Source organism: Pararhizobium mangrovi (assembly GCF_006516965.1).
In the GTDB taxonomy this organism is placed as follows: domain Bacteria; phylum Pseudomonadota; class Alphaproteobacteria; order Rhizobiales; family Rhizobiaceae; genus Pararhizobium_B; species Pararhizobium_B mangrovi.
This window is the reverse complement of record NZ_VHLH01000005.1, coordinates 1-25,912: the sequence shown is the minus strand read 5'-3', so window position 1 is coordinate 25,912 and position 25,912 is coordinate 1. Positions and strand designations below refer to the sequence as shown.

General features: G+C 62.7%; 21 protein-coding genes. 10 read left to right on the top strand and 11 right to left on the bottom strand.

The features are described 5' to 3' along the window. Positions 1 to 43: 43 nt before the first annotated feature. From FJU11_RS04150 to FJU11_RS04140, 3 genes are read left to right on the top strand one after another with little or no spacing between them, the layout of a single operon-like run. The gene (locus FJU11_RS04150; protein WP_141165767.1) at positions 44 to 568 is read left to right on the top strand and encodes a TRAP transporter small permease; all 525 of its coding nucleotides are present in this window, start codon (positions 44 to 46) and stop codon (positions 566 to 568) included. Next, complete coding sequence (locus tag FJU11_RS04145; protein WP_141165766.1) at positions 565 to 1,878, top strand: TRAP transporter large permease; 1,314 nt, start codon at positions 565 to 567, stop codon at positions 1,876 to 1,878. Before FJU11_RS04150 ends, FJU11_RS04145 begins: the two co-directional genes overlap by 4 nt. Positions 1,879 to 1,917: 39 nt before the next feature. Next, positions 1,918 to 3,612 (top strand): CocE/NonD family hydrolase, encoded by a 1,695-nt coding sequence (locus tag FJU11_RS04140; RefSeq protein WP_235890801.1) that lies wholly within the window; start codon positions 1,918 to 1,920, stop codon positions 3,610 to 3,612. An 88-nt stretch (positions 3,613 to 3,700) separates the two neighbouring features. Here FJU11_RS04140 and FJU11_RS04135 read toward each other — a convergent pair whose 3' ends face one another. After that, positions 3,701 to 4,921 carry a 2-isopropylmalate synthase gene (locus FJU11_RS04135; protein ID WP_141165765.1) on the bottom strand — a complete coding sequence of 407 codons (1,221 nt, stop codon included), beginning with the start codon at positions 4,919 to 4,921 and terminating at the stop codon, positions 3,701 to 3,703. Positions 4,922 to 5,142: 221 nt separating this feature from the next. Here FJU11_RS04135 and FJU11_RS04130 point away from each other — a divergent pair, with 221 nt between their 5' ends. Both FJU11_RS04130 and FJU11_RS04125 read left to right on the top strand, forming a co-directional pair. Continuing rightward, entirely contained in the window at positions 5,143 to 6,531 is a 1,389-nt protein-coding gene (locus FJU11_RS04130; RefSeq protein WP_235890800.1) for a malonyl-CoA decarboxylase domain-containing protein, read from the top strand. A 69-nt stretch (positions 6,532 to 6,600) separates the two neighbouring features. Beyond that, positions 6,601 to 7,347 carry a GntR family transcriptional regulator gene (locus FJU11_RS04125; protein WP_141165764.1) on the top strand — a complete coding sequence of 249 codons (747 nt, stop codon included), beginning with the start codon at positions 6,601 to 6,603 and terminating at the stop codon, positions 7,345 to 7,347. Between the two features lie 332 nt (positions 7,348 to 7,679). Here the strand turns inward: FJU11_RS04125 and FJU11_RS04120 are convergent, their stop codons facing one another. After that, entirely contained in the window at positions 7,680 to 8,225 is a 546-nt protein-coding gene (locus tag FJU11_RS04120) for a cupin domain-containing protein (protein ID WP_141165763.1), read from the bottom strand. A gap of 153 nt (positions 8,226 to 8,378) precedes the next feature. On the opposite strand from FJU11_RS04120, the gene FJU11_RS04115 reads away from it, so the two are divergent. From FJU11_RS04115 to FJU11_RS04105, 3 genes are all read left to right on the top strand, one after another. Beyond that, positions 8,379 to 9,293, top strand: a complete 915-nt coding sequence (locus tag FJU11_RS04115; protein WP_141165762.1) for an ABC transporter substrate-binding protein — start codon at positions 8,379 to 8,381, stop codon at positions 9,291 to 9,293. Positions 9,294 to 9,548: 255 nt separating this feature from the next. Then, positions 9,549 to 10,481: a TAXI family TRAP transporter solute-binding subunit gene (locus FJU11_RS04110; RefSeq protein WP_141165761.1), complete on the top strand. Its 933-nt coding sequence runs from the start codon at positions 9,549 to 9,551 to the stop codon at positions 10,479 to 10,481. 134 nt (positions 10,482 to 10,615) lie between these two features. Beyond that, positions 10,616 to 12,529: a TRAP transporter permease gene (locus FJU11_RS04105; protein WP_141165760.1), complete on the top strand. Its 1,914-nt coding sequence runs from the start codon at positions 10,616 to 10,618 to the stop codon at positions 12,527 to 12,529. A 138-nt stretch (positions 12,530 to 12,667) separates the two neighbouring features. Here the strand turns inward: FJU11_RS04105 and FJU11_RS04100 are convergent, their stop codons facing one another. The 9 genes from FJU11_RS04100 to FJU11_RS04060 all read right to left on the bottom strand — a co-directional run bounded on the left by FJU11_RS04100 (position 12,668) and on the right by FJU11_RS04060 (position 24,681). Then, positions 12,668 to 13,369, bottom strand: coding sequence for an ABC transporter ATP-binding protein (locus tag FJU11_RS04100; RefSeq protein ID WP_141165759.1), 702 nt, complete (start codon positions 13,367 to 13,369; stop codon positions 12,668 to 12,670). Continuing rightward, entirely contained in the window at positions 13,362 to 14,135 is a 774-nt protein-coding gene (locus FJU11_RS04095) for an ABC transporter ATP-binding protein (RefSeq protein WP_141165758.1), read from the bottom strand. Before FJU11_RS04095 ends, FJU11_RS04100 begins: the two co-directional genes overlap by 8 nt. After that, complete coding sequence (locus FJU11_RS04090) at positions 14,132 to 16,021, bottom strand: ABC transporter permease (protein ID WP_141165757.1); 1,890 nt, start codon at positions 16,019 to 16,021, stop codon at positions 14,132 to 14,134. Before FJU11_RS04090 ends, FJU11_RS04095 begins: the two co-directional genes overlap by 4 nt. A gap of 200 nt (positions 16,022 to 16,221) precedes the next feature. Further along, the gene (locus FJU11_RS04085) at positions 16,222 to 17,433 is read right to left on the bottom strand and encodes an ABC transporter substrate-binding protein (RefSeq protein ID WP_141165756.1); all 1,212 of its coding nucleotides are present in this window, start codon (positions 17,431 to 17,433) and stop codon (positions 16,222 to 16,224) included. Positions 17,434 to 17,625: 192 nt separating this feature from the next. Continuing rightward, positions 17,626 to 19,407, bottom strand: a complete 1,782-nt coding sequence (locus tag FJU11_RS04080) for a hydantoinase B/oxoprolinase family protein (protein ID WP_141165755.1) — start codon at positions 19,405 to 19,407, stop codon at positions 17,626 to 17,628. Continuing rightward, positions 19,404 to 21,491 (bottom strand): hydantoinase/oxoprolinase family protein, encoded by a 2,088-nt coding sequence (locus FJU11_RS04075; protein ID WP_141165754.1) that lies wholly within the window; start codon positions 21,489 to 21,491, stop codon positions 19,404 to 19,406. The genes FJU11_RS04080 and FJU11_RS04075 overlap by 4 nt, the downstream gene beginning before the upstream one ends. 179 nt (positions 21,492 to 21,670) lie before the next feature. After that, a complete protein-coding gene (locus tag FJU11_RS04070) occupies positions 21,671 to 22,252 on the bottom strand; it encodes an amino acid synthesis family protein (protein WP_141165753.1) in 582 nt (193 codons plus the stop codon). Continuing rightward, the gene (locus FJU11_RS04065; protein ID WP_141165752.1) at positions 22,245 to 23,177 is read right to left on the bottom strand and encodes a UPF0280 family protein; all 933 of its coding nucleotides are present in this window, start codon (positions 23,175 to 23,177) and stop codon (positions 22,245 to 22,247) included. The genes FJU11_RS04070 and FJU11_RS04065 overlap by 8 nt, the downstream gene beginning before the upstream one ends. 10 nt (positions 23,178 to 23,187) lie before the next feature. After that, positions 23,188 to 24,681 carry a 6-hydroxynicotinate reductase gene (locus FJU11_RS04060; protein WP_141165751.1) on the bottom strand — a complete coding sequence of 498 codons (1,494 nt, stop codon included), beginning with the start codon at positions 24,679 to 24,681 and terminating at the stop codon, positions 23,188 to 23,190. A 216-nt stretch (positions 24,682 to 24,897) separates the two neighbouring features. Here FJU11_RS04060 and FJU11_RS04055 point away from each other — a divergent pair, with 216 nt between their 5' ends. Then, positions 24,898 to 25,344, top strand: coding sequence for a MarR family winged helix-turn-helix transcriptional regulator (locus FJU11_RS04055; RefSeq protein WP_141165750.1), 447 nt, complete (start codon positions 24,898 to 24,900; stop codon positions 25,342 to 25,344). 150 nt (positions 25,345 to 25,494) lie between these two features. Beyond that, positions 25,495 to 25,912, top strand: a 418-nt coding sequence (locus FJU11_RS04050; RefSeq protein ID WP_235890799.1) for an FAD-binding oxidoreductase, incomplete at its 3' end; no start/stop codon positions are given.

The following is a 25,912-nucleotide window of genomic DNA, read 5'->3' as shown; positions in this document are numbered from 1 at the left end:
TTCCGCCGGCGACGATCCCGAACCACTCTGCGAGGATTTGGTCATGGATGCCCTTGCGGGTCTGTTAAGGGTCGTCGCCAGGATTCTGGAAGGGGTCAGCTGTTATTTCCTGCTGCCCGCCCTCGTGGCACTCGTCACCGTCGACGTCGTTCTGCGCTACGCCTTCAACAGCCCGCTTTCCTGGGCACTCGAGGCTTCGAGCTACCTGCTGCTCCTCTTCTTCCTCTTCGGCCTTCTGGAATCGGTTCGCGGCGGGGCGCACATTCGCGTCGACCTCTTGGTGTCGTTCCTCTCGCGCGGGGTTCGCAGGGCGGTCGCAATCGTCTCGGCGCTCGCGCTCGCGACGGTATTCGCCATGATCGCACGCAAGGCGTCCGTCGACATTCCCTTCGCCTATTCGCTTCCGCAGGTTACGCCGGAGCTCGGGATCAGGCTGTGGGCGGTAAAGGGCATCGTCGTCTTCGTCTCGGTCCTGCTCGTCCTCTACGCGTTGCTGGCCGCCGTCTTCATCCTCGCCGGTCGCCGGGACACAGTCGAAGAGCAGGAGTCCGTGGAGTGGGCGGAATGAGCATCGATCCGCACATGATCGCCGTCATCGCGCTTTTCGCCCTGCTCGCGCTGATCGGTCTCGGCATACCGATCGCTTTCGCGCTCCTCACCGTTGGAACGGTCGGTCTGCTCGCCATCAACGGCGCGATCTACGCGGAAGCACAGCTTCTTCTCAACCTGATGGATCAGGGAACGAACTTCTCGCTGATCGCGATCCCGCTCTACCTGCTGATGGGACAGCTCGTCTATCGCACACGGCTGGCCGAAGACCTCTACGACTGCGTCTATCGCTGGATCGGCCGGCTTCCAGGCGGGCTCGCCGTCGCCTCCGTGCTCGCCGCTGCGGGCTTCGGCGCCGTCTCCGGCGGCAGCGCCACCGCCGTCGCGACGCTCGGCCCCATGTGCATGCCCGAAATGCGCAAGTTCGATTACGACGGCGGACTTTCCGCAGCCTCGATCGCCTGTGCGGGAACGCTTGGCATCCTCATCCCGCCAAGCATCTTCATGATCGCCTACGGCATCTGGACCGAGACCTCGATCGGCGCCCTTTTCATGGCGGGTATCATACCCGGCCTCTTCCTGTGCGCAGCCTTTTCGCTGCTCATCGTCGTCATGTGCTGGTTCCGCCCTTCGCTCGGACCGGTCGGAGAGCGTTTCACGCTCGCCGAGAAACTTTCGAGCTTGATCAAGCTCCTGCCCGTCATCCTGATCTTCCTGCTGATCGTCGGCGGCATCTATGGCGGCATATTCGATCCGACGGAAGCGGCTGCCATCGGCGTCATGGGGGTTGGTCTCATCGCGCTTGTCATGGGCCGCTTGACCTTCCCGACGATCCGCATCGCGCTTCGCGGCGCGGCCCACACCTCGATGATGATTTTCCTCATCCTGCTCGGCGGTCACGTCATCAGCCGTTTCCTCGTGCTGACCGACATCACGACGAGCCTCGTCGACTGGATCGTCTCGCTGGGTCTCGGCCCGTACGGGCTGCTTGTCGTCTTCACTCTGATGTACATCGTGCTCGGCATGATGCTCGACATCTGGGCGATGCTGATCCTGACGATCCCCTTCGTCTTCCCGGTTGTCGTCGCCACGGGCATCGATCCGGTCTGGTTCGGCGTCTACATCATCATCATGTGCGAGCTTGCCGCGATCACCCCGCCGATCGGGCTCAACGTCTACATCATGGCGCGCGTCGCACCGGAAGTTCAGGTCTTCTCGATCTTCAAGGCGGTGGTGCCGTTCTTCTTCGTCGCACTCGCCTGCCTTGCGATCTTCGCCGTCTTCCCGGGTATCGTCACCTGGTTGCCGAGCCACGCCTTCGCACGTTGAGATCGCTTCTCCCCCTGTTCGAACCATCGGGAACCCGCCATGGCCCATACCGTCGAGGAAACCGACTGCCTGATCTTCGAAAAGGATGTCGAGATCGCCATGCGCGACGGGCTGCACCTTCGCGCCAACGTTTTCCGACCGACCACGCCGGGACGATATCCGGTCATCCTCGCCCATGGCGTCTACGGGAAGGACGTCCACTTCCGTGACGCCTTCAAGCCGCAATGGGAGGTCTTGACCGGCCTTTATCCCGACCTCGACAAGGGTGCTTCGAGCGGCCGCTTCCTGCGCTGGGAGACGGCCGATCCGGAGCGCTGGGTCCCCGACGGCTACGTTCTCGTCTCGGTCGATGCGCGCGGCAGCGGCAAGTCGCCGGGTTATCTCGATCCGTTTTCGCCGACGGAGACGATGGACCATTTCGAACTGATCGAATGGGCCGGAACGCGGGAATGGTCGAGCGGCAAGGTCGGCCTTCTCGGCGTCTCTTATTTCGCCATCAAGCAGTGGCAGGTGGCCGCTCTGCGCCCGCCGCACCTGGCAGCGATCGTGCCATGGGAGGGGGCTTCGGACTTCTACCGCGAGTGGGCCAGGCATGGCGGCATCCTGAGCCACGGCTTTCCCGCGGCATGGTTGCCCCGGCAGGTGAGCGTCAACCAGAACGGCAACGGCAATTCGCCGCTCGTGGATCCCGATACCGGCGAGCGGACGACCGGGCCGGCGCTCGAAGAGGGAATTCTCGCGGGCAACATTGCCGATCACATGTCCGATCTGCACCGCCATGAACTCGACGACGACTGGCATCGCGAACGCAGCCCGGACCTCTCCCGGATCGAAGTGCCGGTCCTGTCGGCGGCAAACTGGGGCGGGCCGGGACTGCATCTGCGCGGAAACATCGAAGGCTATCTGCGCACCGGGTCACAACGCAAATGGCTGCAGCTCCACGTCGGCACGCACTACGAAAGCTTCTATCTGCCGGATTTCGTCAGCCGACAGAAGCGCTTCTTCGACCGCTTCCTGAAGGACATCGACAACGGCTTCGACCACGAACCCGCCATACGTTTCGCCGTGCGCCATCCGGACGGCGCCGTATGGCGGGAGGCGGAAAGCTGGCCGCTACCGCAAACGCGATGGACGTCCTATCATCTCGATGCGGATAGGCTCGGTTTGATGCCTGCCGGCGGCAGCGGAAGCGACGCGAGCGTTACCTTCGAGGCCGATGGCGACGGCGTCGAGTTTCTCACCCCCGCCTTCGAAGAGGCGGTCGAATTCACCGGACCGGTGGCACTGAAGCTTCAAGCTTCCTCGACGACGGACGATATGGACATCTTCGCAGTCCTGCGGCTGCTCGATCCCGACGGCGACGAAGTTCGATTTACCGGTGCGCACGAGGAGGTGCCGGTCGCGCGCGGGTGGCTGCGCGCCTCCCACCGTGCGCTCGATCCTCACCGCTCGACGCCCTACCGACCCTTCCACACCCATCGTCGCATCGAGAAGCTCACGCCGGACGAGGTTTACGAACTCGATGTGGAGATTTGGCCGACGAGCGTCGTATGCCCACCGGGCTACCGGCTCGCTCTTCGGTTGATGGGACATGATTTCGAGTACGAGAAGGCAGGGCGGATGCTACACGATTCTTCGATGGATCGGTCGCGGACCACGTTTGGCGGCAAGACGACGATCCATACCGGCCCGGAGAGGGAAAGCTTCCTGCTTCTGCCTCTTATTCCTGCGTGACGTGAAGCCCGGTCTGCAAGACCGCCGCCGGTCGTGCCCGAGCGTATGGCGGCAGTCTCGATCCGCCATACGCTTGGAAGTTCCGTATTCAGGCCGCGCGCTTGGCGAAGACGCCGTCCGCGATGACCCGGAATTCTTCGTCATCGAGGATGTCGCGCTTGGCGATTCCCTTTTCCTTTACGGCCGACAGCATCTCGGCGATCTCCTCGTCGTTCGCCTCCGACAGCCCCAGCTGGTCGAGCTTGTAGACGATCGACGCCTTGCCGCTCTTCTTGCCGAGCACGACCTCGCCAGTACGCCCGGTGAGTTGCGGATGCGTGCCGAACATGACGAGCGGGTCGTGGACGACGTAATTGACGCCGATACCGGACTCACGCGTGAAATTGCCCGAACCGAGCACCGGCTTGTTGCGTGCGATCGGTACGTTGGCGAGTTCCGAAAGGAGGTCGCCGAGCTCGGTCAGCTTGTCGAGGCGGTAGGGCGTGTCGTAGCCGTAAAGCACATGAAGCGCCATGGCGAGTTCTTCGAGGGCGGCATTGCCCGTCCGCTCGCCGAGCGCGTTACCGCTCGAATGGACGACCTCGGCGCCGGCTGCAACGGCCGCCAGCTCGGTGGCGACGCCCATGCCGAAATCGTTGTGGGTATGGATCTCGATGGGAAGGCCGGTCATCTTCTTGACCCACCGCACCATGTACTTGATCGCTTCCGGCGTGGCGCAGCCCATGGTGTCGACGATGCCGATCGAGTCGGGCGGCGACTGCTCCATGATGCCCTTGCACAGTGCCGAAAAGTCCTCGGGACGCGCCCGCGTCGTGTCGTAGGGGAAGAAGACCGCGTAAAGGCCCTGCTCGCGCGCGTAGTTGATGACCGGAGCACTTCGCTCCAGCACGTTTTCCCATGTCCAGCCAAATTGCGTCTTGATTTTCGGGTAGCCGATGGGAACCTCGATGATGACGCCGTGGGCGCCACATTCGAGCGCCATGTCGATATCCTTCTTCATGGCGCGCGCAAAGGTGAAGATCTTGGATTTGAGGCCGAGTCTCGTGATCTCCTTGATCGCCTCCTCGTCCTGCGGCGAAACGGCAGGCATGCCGGCCTCGATGCGATCGATCCCGATCTCGTCGAGCTTGCGCGCGACACGAACCTTGTCTTCGACGGAGAAGACGACGCCGGGCGTCTGCTCGCCGTCGCGCAACGTCGCATCATGAATCTGTACGCGGGAGGGAAGGTCGAGACCTTCGAGCACCTCGGGAGTGAAATTATAGGGGCTTACCCACCATTTGCCATCCTCGAAGAAGTTCGTTCGCATCCCATAATCCTCGTTCTCACCGATCAATTAAATCGACAATTTACGTACAAACTGGAAAATATCAATAATCCATGTCTCATACGTCGTACGCATTGTGTGGAATGTGCGGCGAGGTTATCAGTGAGGCCATCGTGCTGCGGGCCTGTATCCCTTGGGTCTGAGTGCCGGAACTAACCATTCCCGTCGAATTTCGGCGGTCGTTTCCGAAGTGGAGAGATACCATGAACGATATGTCCGCCGGGAAGAATATCGACAAAAGCCCGAAAGGATTTCTGTTCAGCGAGCTTCTGACCTCCATCGCGGAGCGCGGCATGTCGCTGATCGATACGCGGCGGTATCGCCGGGAGGGCGATACGGTCGAAAGCCTTCTCAAGCTGTGCGGCCTCCTGCTGACGAGCAAGGGCGAGGCGTCCGGTATCGCCATGGCGCGCGAGGCGCTCGCCCTCTACAGGAAGCTGGACGAGGCACAGAAATCCGCTTTTTTCAGCGGCGTTCTCGAACGTCTCGAAGGCGATCTCGATAAGGCGATAACGGCGGCCGCCAACTTCGTCGACGCGCCGAGCTACACCTCGCTTGCCGTCCTCAACACGGCAACGCGGCCGCGCTGCAGCGTATTGCTGGAGCGACTGAATCAGGCGCCGGGCGGTACGCTTTCTCTTGTGCGCATGCGTGAAGACCTGCTCGATGCCATGGCGAGCGACCCGGGTCTGGCCGCCCTGGACTGGCAGTTCGTGAAACTCTTTTCGGCCTGGTTCAATCGCGGTTTCCTCGAACTGCGGCGCATCGACTGGAACGCGCCGGCCGACCTGCTCGAAAAGATCATGCGCTACGAGGCCGTGCACCGGCTCGACAGCTGGGACGAACTTCGCCGTCGGATCCTACCGGAGGATCGGTGCCTCTACGGCTTCTTCCATCCCCGCCTCGAGGGCGAGCCGCTGATCTTCGTCGAAGTCGCGCTGACGGACGCCGTTCCCGAAAGTATCGGGACGATCCTCGAACGCGAACGGGAAGAACTTTCGGCCGACCAGGCAACGACCGCGGTCTTCTATTCGATATCGAATTGCCAGCGCGGTCTGCGGGGGATCCCGCTTGGAAGCTTCCTCATCAAGCAGGTCGTGACCGATCTGAAGTCGCGCTTCGCTCGCTTGAAGACGTTCGTCACCCTTTCGCCACTGCCGGCATACGCCGAATGGCTGAAAGCGCGCCACGAAGCCGGCGAACTCGCAATGCCGGCAGCCTGTCCCGATTGGGACACGTTTCGCGCGGCGCTCGACGATCCCGCCTCGGACCAGAACGCGGAAGCGCGGCGTTTCGTGGAAAGCACCGCGGCGTACTTTCTATCCAAGGCGCGTAACGATTCCGGGCGTATCGTCGATCCGGTCGCCCGCTTCCATCTCGGCAACGGGGCGAGCCTCGAGCGGGTGAACGTCCTCGCCGACCCTTCGCCGGAGGCGAAAGCGAACGCGCTCGGCACGATGGTGAACTACCTCTATGCCTTCAACCGTATCGAGGAAAACCACGAGAAATTCGTCAATTCCGGCACTATCAGCACCTCGCAGCGTATCTCGCGCTTGGCGAACGCGGCGCCGATGGTCCATGATAGTCGATAAAATCATGGAGTTGGTCGGACGGTCGATTTTTTGCATGACCATCGTGGCCCGTTTGCAAGAGAGTGGCGAATGAATGATGTAGCGGGCGCCGTCGGTTCGGGTGCCGCGACGGAAAACCGGGAGTCGCTGACGAGCCGCATCATGTCGCTGCTGCGGGCGGATATCATAGCCGGTGCACTGGAGCCCGGCAGCAAGCTCAAGATCGACGAGTTGCGTCAGCGCTACGAAGTCGGTGCCAGCCCGATCCGCGAGGCATTGAGCCTGCTGACGTCCACGCAGCTTGTCGAACGTCTGGACCAGAAGGGTTTCCGCGTCTCGCGCGTCAGCATCGAGGAATTCGACGAACTCCTGAAGACGCGGTGCTGGCTCGACGAACGGGCACTGCGCGAGTCCATCGTGAACGGAAGCAAGCGGTGGGAGGAGGAAGTCGTGATCGCCGCCTACCGTCTGTCGCGCACCCGTCGCACGGTCGAAGGCGACCCTACCATCATGACGCAGGAGTGGGAGACGCTCCACAAGCGCTTCCACATGTGCCTCCTGGCGCAGTGCGGATCCCGCTTCCTCTACAATATCTGCGACGATCTCTACGACCAGAACACGCGCTATCGGCAAGCCGCGCGGATGACAGCCTATGCCGAGCGCGACGTCAGCGCCGAGCACGACGCGATCACCGATGCCGTTCTCGAGCGCGATTGCGATCTCGCCGTTTCACGGTTGATCGATCACTACCACAATACCGGAAACTTCCTGCGCAACTCGTTGCATAGCCAGGTCGCCGAGACGGCGAGTACGCCGCGTACCAGCGCGCGCCGATAGAATACTTCCTAGAGCCTTTCAGGTTCATACGGAAGAGCTCTGTTCGATCGTGCCGGTTTCCCACGCGAAGGCGATCGCAGCGCGATGTGGTTCATCGGGCAAGATCGCCGACAAAGTAGGAGAGCGGCACGGTCGAACCCTTCGGGCCGGCCCTGTTTGGGCCATGACGCTTCGACGGATGGCTCGACCGTACTACCAGTACGCTCGTCGCCATCCGTCTCGGTCCTGACGCAAACAGGGTCGGCAGAGCGCTTCCGTATAAACCTGAAAGGCTCTAGTCAGGACGAAAACGTTCCGGGCATCTGCGACATGCGGTCGGTTGCGGTCGCGCATCAGGTGGCGCCGGTTTCTCCTTCGCCGTCTACGAGTACGAAGGCGATGACGCATGTCTCGTCGAACTGGTTCGACCACGCGTGGTTCGTTCCCCGCTGCACGACGACGTCCCCCGCGGAAAGCGTCACTTCCGAATCATCGAGAAGCATCTTGATCTTGCCCGAGACGATCACCGCATAGTCGACACTGTCCGTGCGGTGCATGAAGGGATGGCGTGCGCCGGCGACGACGTTGGCGCCCGCGCCCATTTCGGCGAAGGCAGCCCGGCCGTCGAGCGTAGCCATGACTTCGGGATCCTCCGGTTCGAAGACGACAAAGCGGAAGACGCTGCCGCCCTTCGGCGGATGGAGGATCAGGGGGTCGTCGACCGTCTCCTCCGGGCCGTCGAAGCGGGCCGGACTCTCGAATGTCTGCCAGAAATTGACGAGCGCGACGCCCGGCCGGTTCGGCCGTTGCAGAACGTTGGTCGAATTTGCGTCCGAGATGACGATGGCCTTTCCCTCGCCGTCATGTCCCGTCACCACGCGCCTGAAATCTGTGTTCACCGTGCTTCCTCCTGAATGAGAATCGGACCCTACCGCCCGGCTCCTCCATTACAAATAAAAAATCGATTTTTGTGCGAGAATGGTATATTTGTCGATCGATCCAAGGATGCCGGCGATGGTGTCGGCCCCCGCTCGAGGAGGCGGTAGCTCGATATGAAACTGCGGATCTCGATCTTCACCAATGCCGGCACCGTACCTCTCGAGGTCGCGGCTTCGCGCGGTTATTTTCGCGAGGAAGGGCTGGAGGTGGAAATCGTCTCGACGACGAGCTCGATCGCGCAGATGACCGGCCTGATAGACGGAGCCTTTGAAATCGCCGCAAGCGCGATCGACAATGTGATCGCCTACCGCGAAGGCCAGGGCGCGGCGCCGACGAACCGGGAGCCGGATCTCGTGGTCTTCATGGGTTCGGCTTCGTACCGTTTACCCTTCGTCGTGGCGCCTCGTGTCGCGGGCTTTGCGGATCTCGAAGGAAAGACGATCGCCGTCGATGCCCTTTCGACCGGTTTCGCCTTCCTTCTGCGCGAAATGCTCGCGATCAATGGGCTCGATCCGGATCGCTACGAGTTCCGCTCCTTCGGGGCTCCGCGCGAACGCTGGCGGGCACTGCGCGAGGGCGTCGTCGACGGCGCTCTTTTGAACGATCATTTCGCGACGATCGCCAAGGGTCTCGGTTTCCGTGCCCTTGCCAGCGATCCGGACCCCTGGGACGACTACCAGGGCAACGTCTTCTGTGCGCGCACGGATTGGGTCGCCGCCAATCGTTCCGCTGTCGAAGGCTTCGTCCGTGCCACGCTCGCGGGCGTCAACGCCGTGCTTGATCCGGACAACACGCAGGAAACGGCAGAAGCGCTCGTCGCGCATCTAGGCGGCGGGCTCGAGATGACCGAAGCACTGCGGATCGCACGCGCCCTGCAGGCGCCCGGCTCCATCGTTCGTCCGGGCCTGCCCATCACCATGTCCGGCATCTCGCAGGTCATGCGGCTGCGCGAGAAATATACTGGATACCGGATTGCCCGCACGCCGGAAGATTACCTCGATCGAAGCCTCATTCCGGAATTACACTGAAGACGGCACGGCGAGGCCGATGTCCTCCGCGTGGTCGTCGGCGGCGGGTAGGGGAGGGTGACGCATGGCCACTCGGCGTCGACGAACGAATACAGAGACCGGTTTCGACCTCGCTCGACCGCCACACGATCGCTCGTGTCTTCCTGTCGACAATCTTATATTTTTGCCGAAAAAATCGATAAAAGTGTTGACGCTGGTCCTCGTAGCGGCAAACATGATTAGCCGTTCAGGCGCGATGCAATCGGGAGGATCGTCATGAGAACATTCAGGAAAGTCGTACTTGCGTTCGCTGCGCTCGGGGCCCTCGCTTCGGCGCCGGGCGTGAGCTCTGCGGAGGAACTGCGCATCGGTACGGCAAGCCTCGGCGGTGCTTTCTACCCGATGGGGCAGGCGATCTCCAATCTCGTCAACGAGCATGCGAAGGGCATCACGATGGTGCCGGTCGTCACGCAAGGCGCGGTGCAGAATCCGAGATTGGTCGATTCCGGCGAGGCCGATTTCGCCATCGCCAACGCCAGCACCGCGTTCTTCGCCGCGCGCGGCGAACAGCCCTACCAGAAGAAGCTCGACGTCGTGGCGGTCGGCCCCTTGCATCCGAGCATTCTCCACATTGTCACGCTTCAGGGGTCGTCGATCCAGTCGATCTCGGATCTGAAGGGCAAGAGGGTCGCCGTCGGGCCGGCGGGTGGCGGCACTCTTTCGGTCCTGCGGGATCTCTTCTCCGTCTACGACATGAGCCTGAAGGACGTTACCCCGAGCTTCCTGTCCTATTCGGATGGGTTCAGTCAGCTTGCGGATGGCAATGTCGACGCGAGCATCGCGCTCGCGGGTTTCCCGACTTCCGCTGTGACGCAGACGCAGGCCACGAACAAGATCGCCTTCGTTTCGATTCCGCAGGACAAGTTCGCCGAAATCGAGAAGAAATTCCCTTACTACACCGATGTGGACGTCGCTGCCGACATCTACAAGACGCAAGGCGACGTGAAGGCGCTCGGCGTTTCGAACATCCTCATCACCTCGTCCAAGATGGACGATGCCAAGGTTTCGGCCGTGACCAAGGCGATCTACGATCACCTCGACGAATTCGCCAAGGAGAACGCCAACGCCAAGCAGGTCGATCCGGCGATGGCGGCGAAGATTGCAGTTCCGCTGCATCCTGCCGCGAAAGCCTATTTCGAGGCAAAGTAGCTTTCGTACGAAAGATCGATCGCGGCATCGCCGTATTGCCTTTTCGGGTGCATTCGGCGTCCGGAAGGAAGGTGGGTCGGCAAGGGTTTGCGCACCCGGCGATCGCGTGCGGACCCTTCGGAGGACCATAGTCCATGCAGAGATCGTCGTTGGGTACCGGCCTTCGCATCGTGACGCGCTGGATCGCGATCGCGCTCGCGATCTTCCATCTCGTTCTCGTCGCGGGCTTCCTCTCGCTGTCGACGATGGAGGTACGCATCGTCCATCTCGGCGCCGTGCTGGTACTTGCCTTTCTGTCACTGCCGGCCACGACGGGCGAACCGCGAGGGGGCGAACGCGGTCTTCGCCCGAAGGTCTTCACCGGCGTCTTTCTCCTGGCGGCGGCAGGCGCGATCGCCAGCGGCATCTACCTCTACTCGCGCTGGCAGGACATCGCGTTGAGCGGTGGACTGACGACCGACCTCGACACCTATGTAGGGCTCGGGATCGTCTTCCTCGTCATGCTCGCCGTCGCGTTGCGTGTCGGGCTTGCGCTGATGGTCATCACACTTCTCTTCCTGCTCTATCCGCTGGTCAGCGACTACCTCCCCGGCATTCTCGAAAGCCGGCCCTATGGCATCGATCGGCTCGCAGGCTACCTGACCAACTCGTCGGACGGCGTCTACGGCATACCGATCGGCGTTTCGGCATCCTACATCATCATGTTCACGATCTTCGGTGCCTTTCTCGGCCGGTTCGGAGCGAGCGACTTCTTCTTCCGCCTCTCGGGGAAGCTGACGCGCAACACGCGTGCCGCTTCGGCCAAGACCGCGGTGATCTTCAGCACGCTGCTCGGCATGGTCTCGGGGTCGGCCGCCGGCAACGTGGCGGTCACCGGCACGATGACGATCCCGATGATGAAGCGCGAAGGCTACGCGCCGCATCAGGCCGGCGCGATCGAGGCAGTCGTCTCGACAGGCGGGCAGATCATGCCGCCGGTCATGGGCGCCGCCGCCTTCATCATGGCGGAAATCATCGGCAGGCCCTATCCCGACATCATGCGGGCGGCGCTCATTCCGGCACTACTCTTCTTCGCGTCGATCTTCTTCATCGTGCAATTGCAGGCGGTAAAGGCGGACATGCGGGTCACCGCGATCGAAGGCGGCGACCTGCCGTTCCTCAAAATCCTTCTGCCGGGCTTGCGCTTCATCGTTCCCTTCGCGCTGCTGATCTCAATGATGGTCGCCGGCTACTCGCCCTTCAAAGCCTCGTTCGCGGCGCTGATCATCCTGCTTGTCGGCTGCTTCTTCTTCGAGCTCGACGACATGAAGGGTTTCGGCGCGAAGATCCTCGATGCGCTCGAATCGGGTGCGAAGGCGGTGGTGCCGATCGCGATCGCCTGTGCAGCGGCGGGCATCATCGCCGGCGTTCTCGCCCTTTCCGGGCTCGGCTCGAAAATCTCGGCGATCATCGTCGCGGTATCGGCGGGCGAACCGCTCCTTGCTTTGCTCTTGACGATGGTCGTGGCGCTGGTGCTCGGCATGGGCCTTCCTACGACTGCGGCCTACCTGATCCTCGCCACCGTCGTGGCGCCGGGCCTTGCCAAGATGGGCGTGCCGCTTCTCACGGCACACATGTTCGTCTTCTTCTTCGGCTGCATATCGACGATCACGCCGCCGGTCGCACTCGCCTCCTACGTTGCGGCGAGCATCGCCGAATGCGATATCAACAAGACGAGTTGGACCGCCTTCTTCTACGGCATCACCAGCTATATCCTGCCGTTCATGTTCTTCTTCAGCCCGGCATTGCTGATGGATGGATCGGTCCTCGACATCGCCCGCGCGACGCTTACCGGGTTCGTGAGCGTGTTCTGCATCGCCACCGCCGTGGTCGGATGGCTCTTCAGACCCGTCAGCTGGATCGAACGCGGCGCGCTCGCCCTTGCCGGCCTGTTTCTTCTCTATCAGTCGGCGCTTTCGGACGCGTTGGGCGCGATCCTGTTCGTGCTGATCGCGACATTGTCGTTCCGGCAGGGACGCAACACCGCTCCGGCCGGTGATCGGAATTAGAAGCCCTTTCGTTGGAGATGCCGTCGACGTCGCTTGGCGAGACCCGGTATCGCACAGCCGGCCTAGGCTCTGTCAGGTGCGGACAGATCCGTGAAACCCTCAGGGGATCATACCGCCTCGCAATTACGGACATCGAGCCTAGAGTGCGAGTAGCTCTTCGCGAAGCTTGGGTTGGTTTGAAAGCTCTTCGGCCGTTCCGTGGAACTGAATGCGTCCGCCCTCGATCACCTGCACCCGATCCGCGATCAGCATGGCGAAGTGCAGGTTCTGCTCGGAAAGCAGGATCGCGATGCCTTCGGCCTTCAGTTGCCGGATGGCGAAGGCCATCTGCTCGACGATAAGGGGGGAGATACCCTCCGAAGGCTCGTCGAGAAGAACGAGCTTCGGATTGCCCATCAGCGTACGGGCGATGGTCAGCATCTGTTGCTCACCACCGCTCATCGCGCCCGCGCGGGCGCTGCGACGCTCGGCAAGGTTTGGAAAGAGCTCGAACAGGCGTTCGCTGGTCCAGGCTCGTTGCGTGCCTCGAGCGGCGCGGCAGCCTACTTCGAGGTTTTCGAGCACTGTCAGATCGGTGAAGATACGCCGGTCTTCCGGCACATAGCCGAGCCCGAGGCGTGCAATGCGGTAGGCGGGGCGACCGGCGATCGCCTGGCCTTCGAAAGTCACCGTTCCCGACCGCGGCCGCACGAGACCCATGATGCTCTTCATGGTCGTGCTCTTGCCCGCGCCGTTTCGCCCGAGCAGCGCGACCACTTCGCCCTGGCCGACATCCAGCGATACGCCATGCAGAATATGCGCGCCGCCGTAGAAGCTGTTCAAGTCCGCGACCTCAAGCATGGTTCGTCTCCATGCTGGCATACGTCGATCCGCCCCCGAGGTAGATTTCGCGCACCTTCGGATCGGCGCGGACCTCGGCGACCGAGCCCTCGGCGAGCACACGTCCACGGTTCAGAACAAGCAGGCGATGGGAGTGTTCGAAGACGACGTCCATATCGTGTTCGGTGAACAGCACGCTGGTGCCACGATCGCGAACGAGATCTGCCGTCAGCTTCATCAAGGAGCGCCGTTCGGGCTGGGCCATGCCGGCGGTCGGTTCGTCCATCAGCAGAAGTTTCGGCTCGTTGGCGAGCGCGATGGCCAGTTCCAGACGTTTCAGGTCGCCGTAGGCAAGCACGTTCGTCGGTCGATCGGCCTGTCCGCGCATGCCGATGATGTCGAGAAGATCCATCGCCTGGTCGCGGTAGGCGTCGTGCGCACGCCGGAAAATGCCGAAGGTTCGGTTGGCATGCGAAAGCAGCGCCATCTGCACGTTCTCGCAGACGGTCATCGAGGTGAAGGTTGCCGTGATCTGGAACGTGCGACCGACGCCGAGGCGCCAGATCTGGCGCGGTTTCAGGCCGACGAGTTCGTTGCCATCGAGCTTCACCGAGCCTGAATCCGGCCGGCTGACGCCGTAGAGCATATTGAAGCAGGTCGACTTTCCCGCACCGTTGGGGCCGATCAACGCCAGGAGTTCACCCTTCGCGAGGGTGAACGAGACGTCGTCGACCGCGCGTACGCCGCCAAAGCTCAAGGACAGTCCTTCGACGACGAGAAAGCTCATCGTGCCTCCTTACCGGCGACTTCCGCGTTCGATCCGGTGGCGGTTCGGAAGCGGTCGCCGATCCGGCCGGTCGTTTCGAGCAGACCGGTGATGCCGCGCGGCGACAGAATGACGACCGCGATGATGGCGACGCCGAGAAGGAGTTGCCAGTAGGTGAAATCGGAAAGCCAGTCCTGCAGTAACGTGAAGACGCTCGCGCCGGCAATCGGTCCGCCCAGGGATTGCACACCACCGAAGAAGACCATGATCAGCGCATCGAAGGACCTGCTGATCGCGAGCTCGGTCGGGAAGATGCTGCCCTTCGCGAAGACGAAGAGGGCGCCGGCAAGCCCCGCCATCGCTCCGGCAAATGCGAAGGCGAGCAGTTGCACCCGGCGCACGTGGATGCCGATCGCTTCGGCGCGAAGCGAGGAGTCCCGCGTGCCGCGAAGCGCGTAGCCGAAGGGCGTATGCGCCATCGCTCTCAGCGCAATGATGCCGCCGGCCCCGACGACGAGTACCACGTAGTAGAAGACGGACGGGTCCGACGCCCAATCGGAGGGCCAGATGTTGAGAATGCCGTCGGTCCCGCCTGTCAGCGACGTCCATTGCACGACGACCGACCAGACGACCTGCGCGAAGGCGAGCGTGAGCATCGCGAAATAGACGCCGGAAAGGCGAACGCAGAACCAGCCGATGATAAGCGCGAGAAAGCCCGCTCCGAGCGGCGCAAGCACGATGGCAAGTTCCATCGGCGTTTGCAGGTACTGGACGAGAAGTGCCGCCACATAGGCACCACCGCCGTAATAGGCTGCGTGTCCGAAGGAGGCCATTCCACCGATGCCGAGAATGAAATGCAGGCTCGCGGCGAACAGGCAGAATATGATGATGTCCGAAAACAGGAAGACGAGGAAATTGTCACCGTAGAAGGGAATGAAGGCAAGGAAGGCAAGGATTGCCGCTCCGACCAGCTTGCCCGCCAGACCGAGCGGCTTCAGCGGCTTGGGGACCATAGCGGAATTGCCCTGATAGACGGCGGCGTCCGGGCGTCCGAAGAGGCCCTGAGGCCGAACGACGAGGATGATCGCCATGACGACGAACATCAGCACGAGCGTGCTTTGAGGAAGGAGCTGAACGCCGAAAACCTGGAGTTCGGAGATCAGCACCGATGCCATGAAGGCACCGAAGATCGATCCCATGCCGCCGATGACGACCACGACGAAGACGGCGGTGATGATGTTCAGATCCATGGTGAGATCGGCACCGCCCTTCGGCAACTGTGCCGCACCGCCGATGCCTGCGAGAAACGAGCCGAGGAAGAAAACGGCGGAAAAGAGAAGCGTCTGATTGACGCCGAGCGCACCGACCATCTCGCGGTCCTGCGTCGCGGCGCGGATCAGGACGCCGATCCGGGTCTTGTTGAAAAGTGCCCATAGCGCGGCAAGAACGACGAGCGAGAGGGCAATGAGAACGAGGTCGTAGGTCGGCACGCTCTGTCCGAATATCGAAACGACACCGCCGAACCCCGGCGCTCTCGGCCCGATCAGATCCTCCGGTCCCCAGACGTAGCGCACCGCGTCCTGAATGACGAGGATGACACCGAAGGTCGCGACGAGCTGGTAGAGTTCCGGCGCACGATAGATCGGCTTCAGGACGACGATCTCGACGAGGAGGCCGATGAGCCCGACCGCGATGCCCGTCAGCACGATCGCCGACCAGAATCCGATCGCACCCGGCAGATGGCTCATCAGCGTGTAGGCGATATAGGCGCCGAGCATATAGAAGGAGCCATGGGCGAAATTAACGACCCGCGTTACGCCGAAGATGATGGAAAGGCCCGAGGCCACGAGGAACAGCGCCCCGGCATTTGCCATGCCCGTCAGCAACTGCGCGACGAAGAAGCCCATGAAAGTCGTCTTCCAATATCCGCTGGCGCCAGGGAGGAATTCTCGCGCCAAGCTCCGGGGAAGGAAGGGCGCCGCGTATCATCGTGCGCCCGGGCGTTACCGTGGGAAGCGTGCGCGCATGAAGACGCGCCAACTGCTCCGATCATTGAACGCGGTCGCGAAACTTGTGACGAGATCGCGACCGCGTTCGGGACTTGAGCTCAGTCGGAAGCCGGGCGCAGCTTCTTCACTTCGGCGTCGCTCGGAAGGAAGTCCGCACCATCCTTGTAGGACCAGTCGACCATAATGCCCTTTCCGTCCTTGACCGCCGTGCGTCCGACGAAGGCCCCCATCGTCGACTGATGGTCGATCGGGCGATAGAGAACCTTGCCGAGCGGCGTGTCGATCGTCAGGCCCGACATCGCCTCGACAAGCGCGTCCGTATCGGTGGACCCGGCCTTCTTCAGCGCAGCAGCTGCCGTCAGTATCGTGTCGTAGCCGACGAGCGAGCCGAGGCGCGGATAATCGCCGAACTTCTTCTTGTAGGCCGCGACGTAGTCCTCGTGGCTTTTTTCCTCGATCGCGTACCAGGGATAGCCGGTGGCGAGCCAGTTCTTCGGCGCCTCCGCCTTCATCGGGTCCATGTATTCCGGTTCGCCGGTCAGCATGCTGGTGACGAGCGTATCCTTGAAAAGGCCGCGCGTTTCGCCCTCTCGAACGAACTTTGCGAGATCGGATCCGAAGGTGACGTTGAAGATCGCGTCGGGCTTGGCGGCGGCGAGCGCCTGTACCTCTGCGCCCGCATCGATCTTGAAGAGGCCGGGCCACTGAGATCCCACAAATTCGACGTCGGGCTGCTTTTCCTTCAGAAGCTTCTCGAAGGCTTCGACCGCTTCCTTGCCGTAGGAGTAGTTCGGCGCGATCGTCGCCCATCGCTTCTTGTTTTCCTTCGCCGCGGCGTCGGCGAGCATCGCAGCCTGCATGTAGGTCGAGGGACGCAGGCGGAAGGTGTAACGGTTGCCCTCGCTCCAAACGACGGCGTCGGCGAGCGGCTCCGAGGCGATGTAGAGGTGCTTGCGCTGGCCGGCATAGGATGTGAGCGCGAGACCCACATTGCTGAGGGTCGCGCCGGTGATCATGGCGACGCCGTCGCGATTGAAGAGTTCCTGCGCGGCCTTTACGGCTTCGCCCGGCTGGCCCTTGTCGTCCTTGGTGATCAATTTGAGCTTCTTGCCGAGCACGCCGCCATCGGCGTTGATCTCGTCGAGCGCGAGCATCATACCGTTCTTGTATGGTGCGGTGAACGCGGTCATACCCGTATAGCTGTTGATGTCGCCGATCTTGATGGTATCGGCCGCCATCGCGCCCGATACCGCGCCCAAGACGGCCGCCGAAGCGAGCACGGTGGCGAAGAAATTTCGTAGTCCGGTCATTGTTCAGTTCCCCTTATCGTTCGTTCTAGCGGTCGTTTTCGACCGTCTGAGCTTTGCCCGCCAGCAGCCGGGATGAAAGTGGATGCGTTCTCCACGCCTCCTGAAATTCGTGTGTACGCTAATGGATCGCCCGTAAGCGCACAAGCAACGCGAAGCGGCGTGCGAATTGTCGGCACCCACGCCTTGGGTTCGTCACCGCGCGTGCGGACCAGCGTCTTCCATTGTCTTCGCGTCGGATCGGTTCGTCCGGTATCGCTCGGTCTCGGCGGAAAGCACGATACCATCGTCGCCGAGCACGACGCCGAAAAGTTCCAGCGCTTCATCACTCGTATAACGGCCAAGGCGGACATCCTCCGCGACGCTCGATGGTTTCCGGACGAACGGATTGCCGTAGCCGCCACCGCCCGGCGTTCCAACGCGCACGCGATCGCCGGGCTTCAACGGGATTCCCTGAGCCTTCGACAGATGCTCGGGTGTCGACGCTACCCCATCCTGCCAGACCGTCACCGCGTTCACCATGCCATCCGCGCCGCCGAGCACGCCCTGCGGCCCGTAACGGCCATGATCCATGACGAAGCTCGCGGTGGCATGCCCGCGAAGAAGCTCGAGCTCGTAGTCGAGGCCGAAACCGCCGCGGTGTTCGCCGGCGCCACCCGAACTCTCGCGCAGCGCGTAGCAATGGTAGAGCACGGGGAACTGCTGCTCCATGATCTCGATCGGCGGCGCCTTGGAGATGCCGATCGTCGAGCAACCGTTGGCGAGCCCGTCATGGTCGGCATTGCCGCCATAACCGCCACCGGAAATCTGATACATGACGAAACCGCGGCCGCGGTCGGGGTCCTCGCCGCCAAGCGCGAAATTGCCCGAACTGCCGGCCGGTGCCGCCGTCACGCGATCCGGGATCGCCTGGACCAGTGCGGCGAAGACGGCCTCCGCAACGCGCTGGCTGACCTCTGCGGCACAGCCGGAGACCGGTCGCGGATATTCCGCCTTCAAGAAGGTGCCTTCAGGCGTGCGGATCTTCAACGGTTCGAAGGCGCCGGCGCTCAACGGAACGTCGGGGAAGATATGCCGTACTGCGAGGTAGACGGCAGAAAGCGTCGTGGCGAGCACGGAGTTCATCGGCCCGGCACATGGTGGCGACGATCCTTCGAAATCGAAGTGAAGTTCGTCACCCCTGGCATCGACACGCAGGTGGATTTCCAGCGGTTCGTTCACCACGCCGTCGCTGTCGATATATGCGATCGAGCGATAGGTCCCCTCGGGAATGGTTCGGATGCATGCGCGCATCTGCTCCGCGGCACGGCTTCTCAGTTCGTCGATCGCCTCGCGCACCACGTCGTCGCCGTAGCGATCGAGCAGGCGCGTCAGGCGGTTCTCGCCGACGAGTAGCGCGGAGGCCTGGGCCTTGACGTCTCCGATGCGCTGTTCGGCAACGCGGATATTGGAACAGATGATACCGTAGATTTCCGGGTCGAGCGTGCCCTGCTTGAAGAGGCGGACCGGAGGCAGGCGCAGGCCTTCCTGCTCGACCGACGTCGCGGAGGCGGAAAAGCCGCCCGGAACCGCGCCGCCCGTATCCGGCCAGTGGCCGGTGTTCGACAGCCAGCAGAAGATCTCGCCGTCGCGGTAGAAGGGCATGGCGAAGCGCACATCCATCAAATGGGTGCCGCCGAGATAGGGATCGTTGACGATGTAGATGTCGCCGGGCGAGGGGGCGGCGGCCGTCCCTGCAGCGATCATCTCGATGAGCACGCGCGTCGAATACTGCATCGTCCCGACGAAGACCGGCAGTCCCTGCCCACCCTGGGCGATCAGCGAGCCGTCGAGGGCGGAATAGATGCCGTCCGACCGGTCGTTGGCTTCGGCGATGACGGGAGAAAAGGCGGCGCGGGAGAAGGAAAGATCCATCTCGTCGCACACCTGCTGAAGAACGGACTGAATGACGCTCAGCGTGACCGGATCGATGCTCATGCTGCGTCCCTCAGTTCGATGATGATGTTGCCGTCGGCATCCTGCCCGGCCCGGTCGCCGGGTTCGATGACGATGGTCGTGTCCATCTGCTCGATGATCGCCGGCCCCGTGATCGTCGCGTCGGCCGGCAGGTGATCGCGCCAATAGACGGGTGTTTCCCGCCATCCATCGAACCAGACCCGGCGAATTTCCGTCTGCGCGTCTTCCAGCGTCGATCGCCTGCCGTCCGGATCGATCAGCATGGACAGATCGATTTCACCACGTCGGCCGATGATGGAGGCATTGACGTTGACGAGATTGGCGCGGATCTGCGGCAGGTCGACATGGAAGCGGGCGAAATAGGCTTCCTCGAAAGCGCGCTGCAGTTCGGCCCGCGTCGGCGTCGGACCCGAAATCGCGACACGCAGAAGATGGGTCTGGCCGATGAACTGCATGTCGACGGAAAAGCTCTTCCGGATCTCCTGGATCTCGACGGCTTCCTTGCCGATAAGGCGACGGCCTTCTTCCGACTGGCCGGCGAAGAGCGCGTGCACCGCATCCATGTCGACATCGTCGAGCGGCCGGTTGACCGTATTGACGAAATCGTGCCGCAGATCGGCGACCACGCAGCCGAGCGCGTTCGTGATGCCGGGGCGAGAGGGCGTCAGCACGCGCGGGATGTTGAGCTCGCGCGCAATTGCACTGGCATGCAGCGGACCGGCGCCGCCGAAAGAGAAGAGTGCGAAATCGCGGGGATCTTCGCCGAGGCTGACCGAGACCATGCGAACGGCGCCGGCCATGCGCGCGGTCGCGACCCGCACCACTGCCGCTGCCGCTTCGGTCGCATCGAGGCCGAGCGGCGTACCGATCTTTTCCTCGAAGATCGCGCGAATGTCGTCGATGGAAGCACCACCCGGCACTGAACTGAGCTTCGACGGGTTGAGCCTGCCGAGGATCATGTTCGCATCCGAGATCGTCGGCTGCGTACCGCCGCGCCCATAGCAGATGGGGCCCGGCGAAGCGCCCGCGCTGTCCGGGCCGATCTGCAGCAGACCCGCCGAATTCACACGGGCGATCGAGCCGCCACCGGCACCGACGGTGCGCACATCCACCATCGGTACGTGGATCGGCAGCGCGTATTCGATCTCGATCTCGTTGGAAACGGCCGGCTCTGCATCGCGGATCAGCGCGACGTCGGTGGAGGTGCCGCCCATGTCGTAGGTTATGAGATTTGGGATCTTGGCGCGTCGTCCCGTATAGGCTGCCGCCATGACGCCGGAGGCCGGTCCGGACATGACCGTTTTCGCCGCTTCGCGCGCGACGAGCCGGGCCGAAACCATGCCGCCATTGCCGTTCATCACGAGCACGTCGTGCCGGTAGCCGCGCTCGGCGAGCTGGTCGGCAAGGCTGTCGATATAGCGAGCCAGAAGCGGCTGAACCGACGCGTTGACAGCTGCCGTGACCCCGCGTTCGAATTCGCGGCTTTCCGAAAGCAGAGCATGGCCGAGCGTGATGTTGCCGTTCGGCCAGATCTCGGCCGCGATTTCGCCGGCACGCCGCTCGTGCGCCGGGTTCGCGTAGGCATGGAGAAAATGAATGACGAGCGTTTCGCACCCGCATTCGAGCAGATGCCGAAGAGCCGTACGCAAGCGTTCCTCGTCGAGGGGCACGATCACGTTGCCGGCTGCGTCGAGGCGTTCGGGGATTTCGATGCGCAGGTCGCGGGGAATGATCGGCTCGAACGTGCCGGTCATCCCGTAGGCGTTGGGCCGGGTGCGTCGGCCGAGTTCGAGCACGTCGCGAAAGCCCATCGTCGTCACCAGACCGGTCCGGCAGAGATTGCGCTCCAGCACGGCGTTCGTCGTGGTCGTCGTTCCGTGGACGATAAGGTCGAGCGCGGAGGCGTCGGTCTCCGCCGCATCGAGCGCGGCCAGCACGCCGGTAGCCTGATTGTCGGGCGTCGTTGCGGTCTTCGCCAGGCGCACGCGCCCGGAACGGGAATCGAAAAGGACGAGATCGGTGAACGTACCGCCGACGTCGATACCGGCGACCTGCGATTGCGGCGGTGTCTGCGTGTTCGCTGCAGGCGAAGGGATTTGGCTCACCGACCGCTCCAGAAAATCATTTGTATACTAACGATGCTATTGGCGTTGCGCTTCGGGTGTCAAGCGACATTCGCCGACATTGCCGATGTTTCCCGTCTCGTGCGCCGAGCGTTTCGGCGCACGAGCGTGTTCGGTTAGGCAAGGTCGAAACGATCGGTTCGTTCCGAACGGGTCGCCGGTCAGCGAAGTCCGTCCTCACCCTTGATGTCCGACGCCTGCAGACCGCCGACACGGGCATGGACGCGGCCGCCTGTCGTCATGACCAGCGCGTAGACGATTTCATTCGCGCGTGGTGCGTCCGGCACGCCGACTTCCATCGCATCGAAATGGCTGCGTACGTAGGAAGCATTGATATGCGTGATCGGGACGTCGAGACGGGCGCCGAGGCCACCGACCTTCTTGCTGGACGGCACGATGGCTTTCGCTTCTCCGAGGAGTTCGCGCATCGCGTAGCCGCCGGGTACGTGCCAGAGCGCGCCGTGCTCGAGTTCGCCGGCAGCGCCGACGATCGCGCCCTTGCCGTAGCTCGTGACAGCGGAGGCGCCGCCAAGATGTTCGATCAGGCGGCGCGACATCTCGAGCCCCAGTGGCTTCAGGTCTTCCATGAAACCGGTAAGCTCCTGATGATACTCACCCACAAAGGGGTTTTCGATCACGGCCAGAATCGCGGCGCGACGTGGCGGATGATCGACCGGCGCACCGCCCTCGTGATGGATTTCCTCGGAAATGATCACGAACTTGCGGACTTTGGGTTCAGGCATGGTGCAGCTCTTTCATAGGGTTCGATGTGCGTTTCGAATGCGATGTCCGCGGTAGCGCAAGCCGCCCGGCAGGGCCCAGGAAGAGGGCGGCCCGGTGGATCAGGCCGCGCTCGATCAGCGTTTCGGCATAGGCCGTGCCGGATGCGAGTGCTGCGTCGATTTCCCGGTCGGTCAACCGGCCGCGACCGACCACGACCGGACGATCGCCAAGATCGCTTTCGTCCACAACTTCACAGGCCGGTTTGCGAGTGATCGCCGGGTGGCCGGGCAGGTCGACGGTATTGGCGATCAGGGTTGCCGCAGCATCCGCGGTGGCGCCGTCCGCCGCGACAACCGTGACCGAATCCGCAATGCCCATCGAAAGCGACCGTCCGCCACGTCCGCTGGTGGCGATCCCGCGCGAGGGATCGCGAGCGGCCATGGTCAGATCGCCGAATTTCGCTCCGTCCTCGCGTTTCATGCGCACGCGAAATTCCGCATCGCCTTCGAGGTGAAGCGCAATGTCGCCGCCATTGTTCACATAGATGCGGTTCGGCCGGTCGTCCGGCTGGTAGGCCGAAAGCATCGCGGCCAGAACTTCGTCGGCGACGGCACCTGCCACGCTTGCCATCGCCGTCACGAAGCAGTCCTCGGCGTAGGGCAAGACCGCGCGGACCATGCGTTGTGCAACGCTGCCGCGAACGGGTTCGCCGTCCTTCCGCGCTGGTTGGCGCAAAAGCGGGAGTTCCTCGACGAGTTCCTCGAGAACGGTGTCCAGCCGCTTCTTTGCCGCACGGAACCCCTTTTCGCGAAAGGCAACGTTTTCTGGACCCGAACGACGCGTTCCGTCTATCCCGATGACGAGGTCGATCGGCCCATGCTGCAAGTGCAGACGGCCGAGCGGTCCTTCGGCGTCGAGGTAGCGTGCGAGCGGCCGAGCGCTCATAACCGGCTCCTTACGCGCCCCATTGGAAGTTGCGACTGGCAGTCGGCCATGGGGCCCGGTCGTTCGGTGCGACCTTGCGTTCGGCCACTTCAAGGGCTTCGTCGATCGGCACGACGGCCTCCATATGGCCGCCAAGCGCGCGATAGTCGTCGAGACGCATGGTGAATTCGATCGGTGCGACGAGCGCGGGTGTCGGCACATGGCCGAAAGAATTGCTCGGCATGCGCGAGACGTCCGCCATGACCGTGATGCCGCCACCAGGCCACACATAAGCGGGCACGCCGGCGCACGAAACGTAGGTCAGTGCGTCTTTTACGGAGCGCGTCAGGCGCACGGGGTTGCGGGTCACGCCGGCGCGCAGGCTTCCCCCCGCTCCCCCGATGAAGAGGACCGACGTCAGCGCAGGCTCGCAGTTTTCCGCGATGATCTCGACGCTTTCCTGAAGCGCCGGTGGCAGAATCTCCTGCCGCTCGGGCACGAGATCCTCGTTGAGGATGTAATAGCCGTGCTGTTCGCCCGTGGTCGAAACCATCAGCATGCGAAGGCCCGGCCACGCCTTCTTCGCGTTGAAGTCGCCGAGGATCGTCAGGGGATCGCTGATATCGGTCCCGCCCCATCCAACACCCGGCTCCGCGACCTGGAAATAGCGGCCCGGCGTGGACCGGCGGCCCTTGATGCGAATGCCGGTTTCCGGAACGTCCAGCAGCTTGCCCGCCTGATGCTCGGAAAGGACGCCGGTGATGTGATCGTCGACGACGACGACCTCGTCCACATGGCCCATCCACTGTTTGGCGAACATGCCGATCGTCGCCGAGCCACAGCCGACACGCATACGGCTTTCCTCGGCGCCGTTGATGATCGGCGCGCGTCCGGCCTGGATCGTAAGTTCCGCGCCGCCTTCGATCGAAAGATCGACCGCTTCGCTGTTGCAAAGCTTCAGGAGCGCTTCGCAGGTAACGCGGCCTTCCTTCTTCGAGCCGCCGGTGAGATGCTCCACGCCGCCGATCGAAAGCATCTGCGAGCCGTATTCGCCCGTTGTGACGTGACCGATCGGTTCGCCGCCGACCATGATCTTCGACGTTTCGTGGCCGAGATGGCGATCGGTGTCGATCTTCACCTTCACGCCGCAATAGCTGAAGATTCCTTCGGTGACGACCGTCACCATGTCGATGCCGTTGTCCTTCTGCGAAACGATGAAGGGGGCGGGCTTGTAATCGGGATAGGTGGTGCCTGCGCCGACAGCGGTCACGAAATTGCGCGAGGCATGAACGAGATCACCGTCCCACTCGACTTCCGTTTCGCCAGGCAGGAAGGGGACGACCTGTCCCCCTTGCGCGATCGTTTCGTCGACGACGGTCAGCGGATCGACGCGGATGAGGTCGCCACCCTCGTTGGCGTAGCGGTCGCAGGCGCCGGATCGACCGTCGGCGATGTAGCACATGACGGGACAGGCATCACAACGGATCTTGCCGTCAGCCCGTTGCTCGGCCGCTTGCTTGACCATCGTCTCTCCGAAGGACTGGACGCCCGACGCCTTTGATTGTTGGTACGCTAACGATTATCGAGGGGGTCCGGGAACATGTCAAGAATGTTCAGGTGGCTTCGGACCGCTTGCGCGAGCGGGCGTCGAGGTCACGCGCCGGCGCTGATCTCGTGCGTTGACATTCGTTCGTGTCCCGGTAAGCCCACCCCTATGCCAAACCGCAAAAGAGCAACGGAAATGCCGAAATTACTGGAGGAGGCGGATCGCTCGGCCGCCATCTATCGGCTTGAGGATCAGGCCGGCTACATGCTGCGCCAGGCGAACCAGCGGCATGTCGCGATCTTCGGCGAGCATGTCGGCTACAAGCTGACGCCGACGCAATGGTCCGCGCTCGTTCGCCTGAAGGAACTCGCGCCCTGTTCCCAAAATCAACTCGGTCGGGAAACCGCGATGGACATCGCGACGGTGAAGGGCGTCGTGGATCGCCTGGTGAAGCGGGGTCTGGTTCGAACGGCACAAGACCCGAACGACGGACGGCGTGTCGTACTTTCGCTTTCCGAAGAGGGAGAGAAGACGGTCCAGGAGATGATTCCCGCTGCCACGACCGCGACGAGCGAAACGCTTTCGCCGCTGACGACGGGTGAACGCATGCTTTTCCTCGAAATGCTTCACAAGCTTTGCTGATGATCCGATTGCCTGGCGAATGGCTCGGATGCTCTTCGAGGTGTCGTCGGGGTCGCGCGCCGAGTGTCCAGACGCGCGGCTGCCTTGCACGATAAAAATCGTTTGTGTACAAATGAAATCAGGATGAATTCATAAAGAAAGGTCCCTTCGATGGATTACGGTGCACAGTCCGGCGAACCGACCCTTGCAGACGCACCAGCTACACCGACCTTCGCGATCCCCGCGAATGTCTATGCGCAAACCGTGACGGAGGTGAAGCACTACACCGACCGTCTGTTCAAGTTCCGCATGACGCGGCCGGCCGAGTTCCGCTTCCGGTCGGGCGAGTTCGTGATGATCGGCCTGCCGAACGCGGAAAAGCCGGTCTTTCGCGCCTATTCGATCGCCAGCCCCTTCTGGGACGACGAGATCGAGTTCTTCTCGATCAAGGTGCCGGGCGGACCGCTGACGGAACACCTGCAGAAGGTGAAGGCCGGCGATACGGTGCTCATGCGCAAGAAGCCGACCGGCACGCTCGTGCTCGACGCGCTTGTGCCGGGCAGGCGGCTCTACATGCTTTCGACGGGCA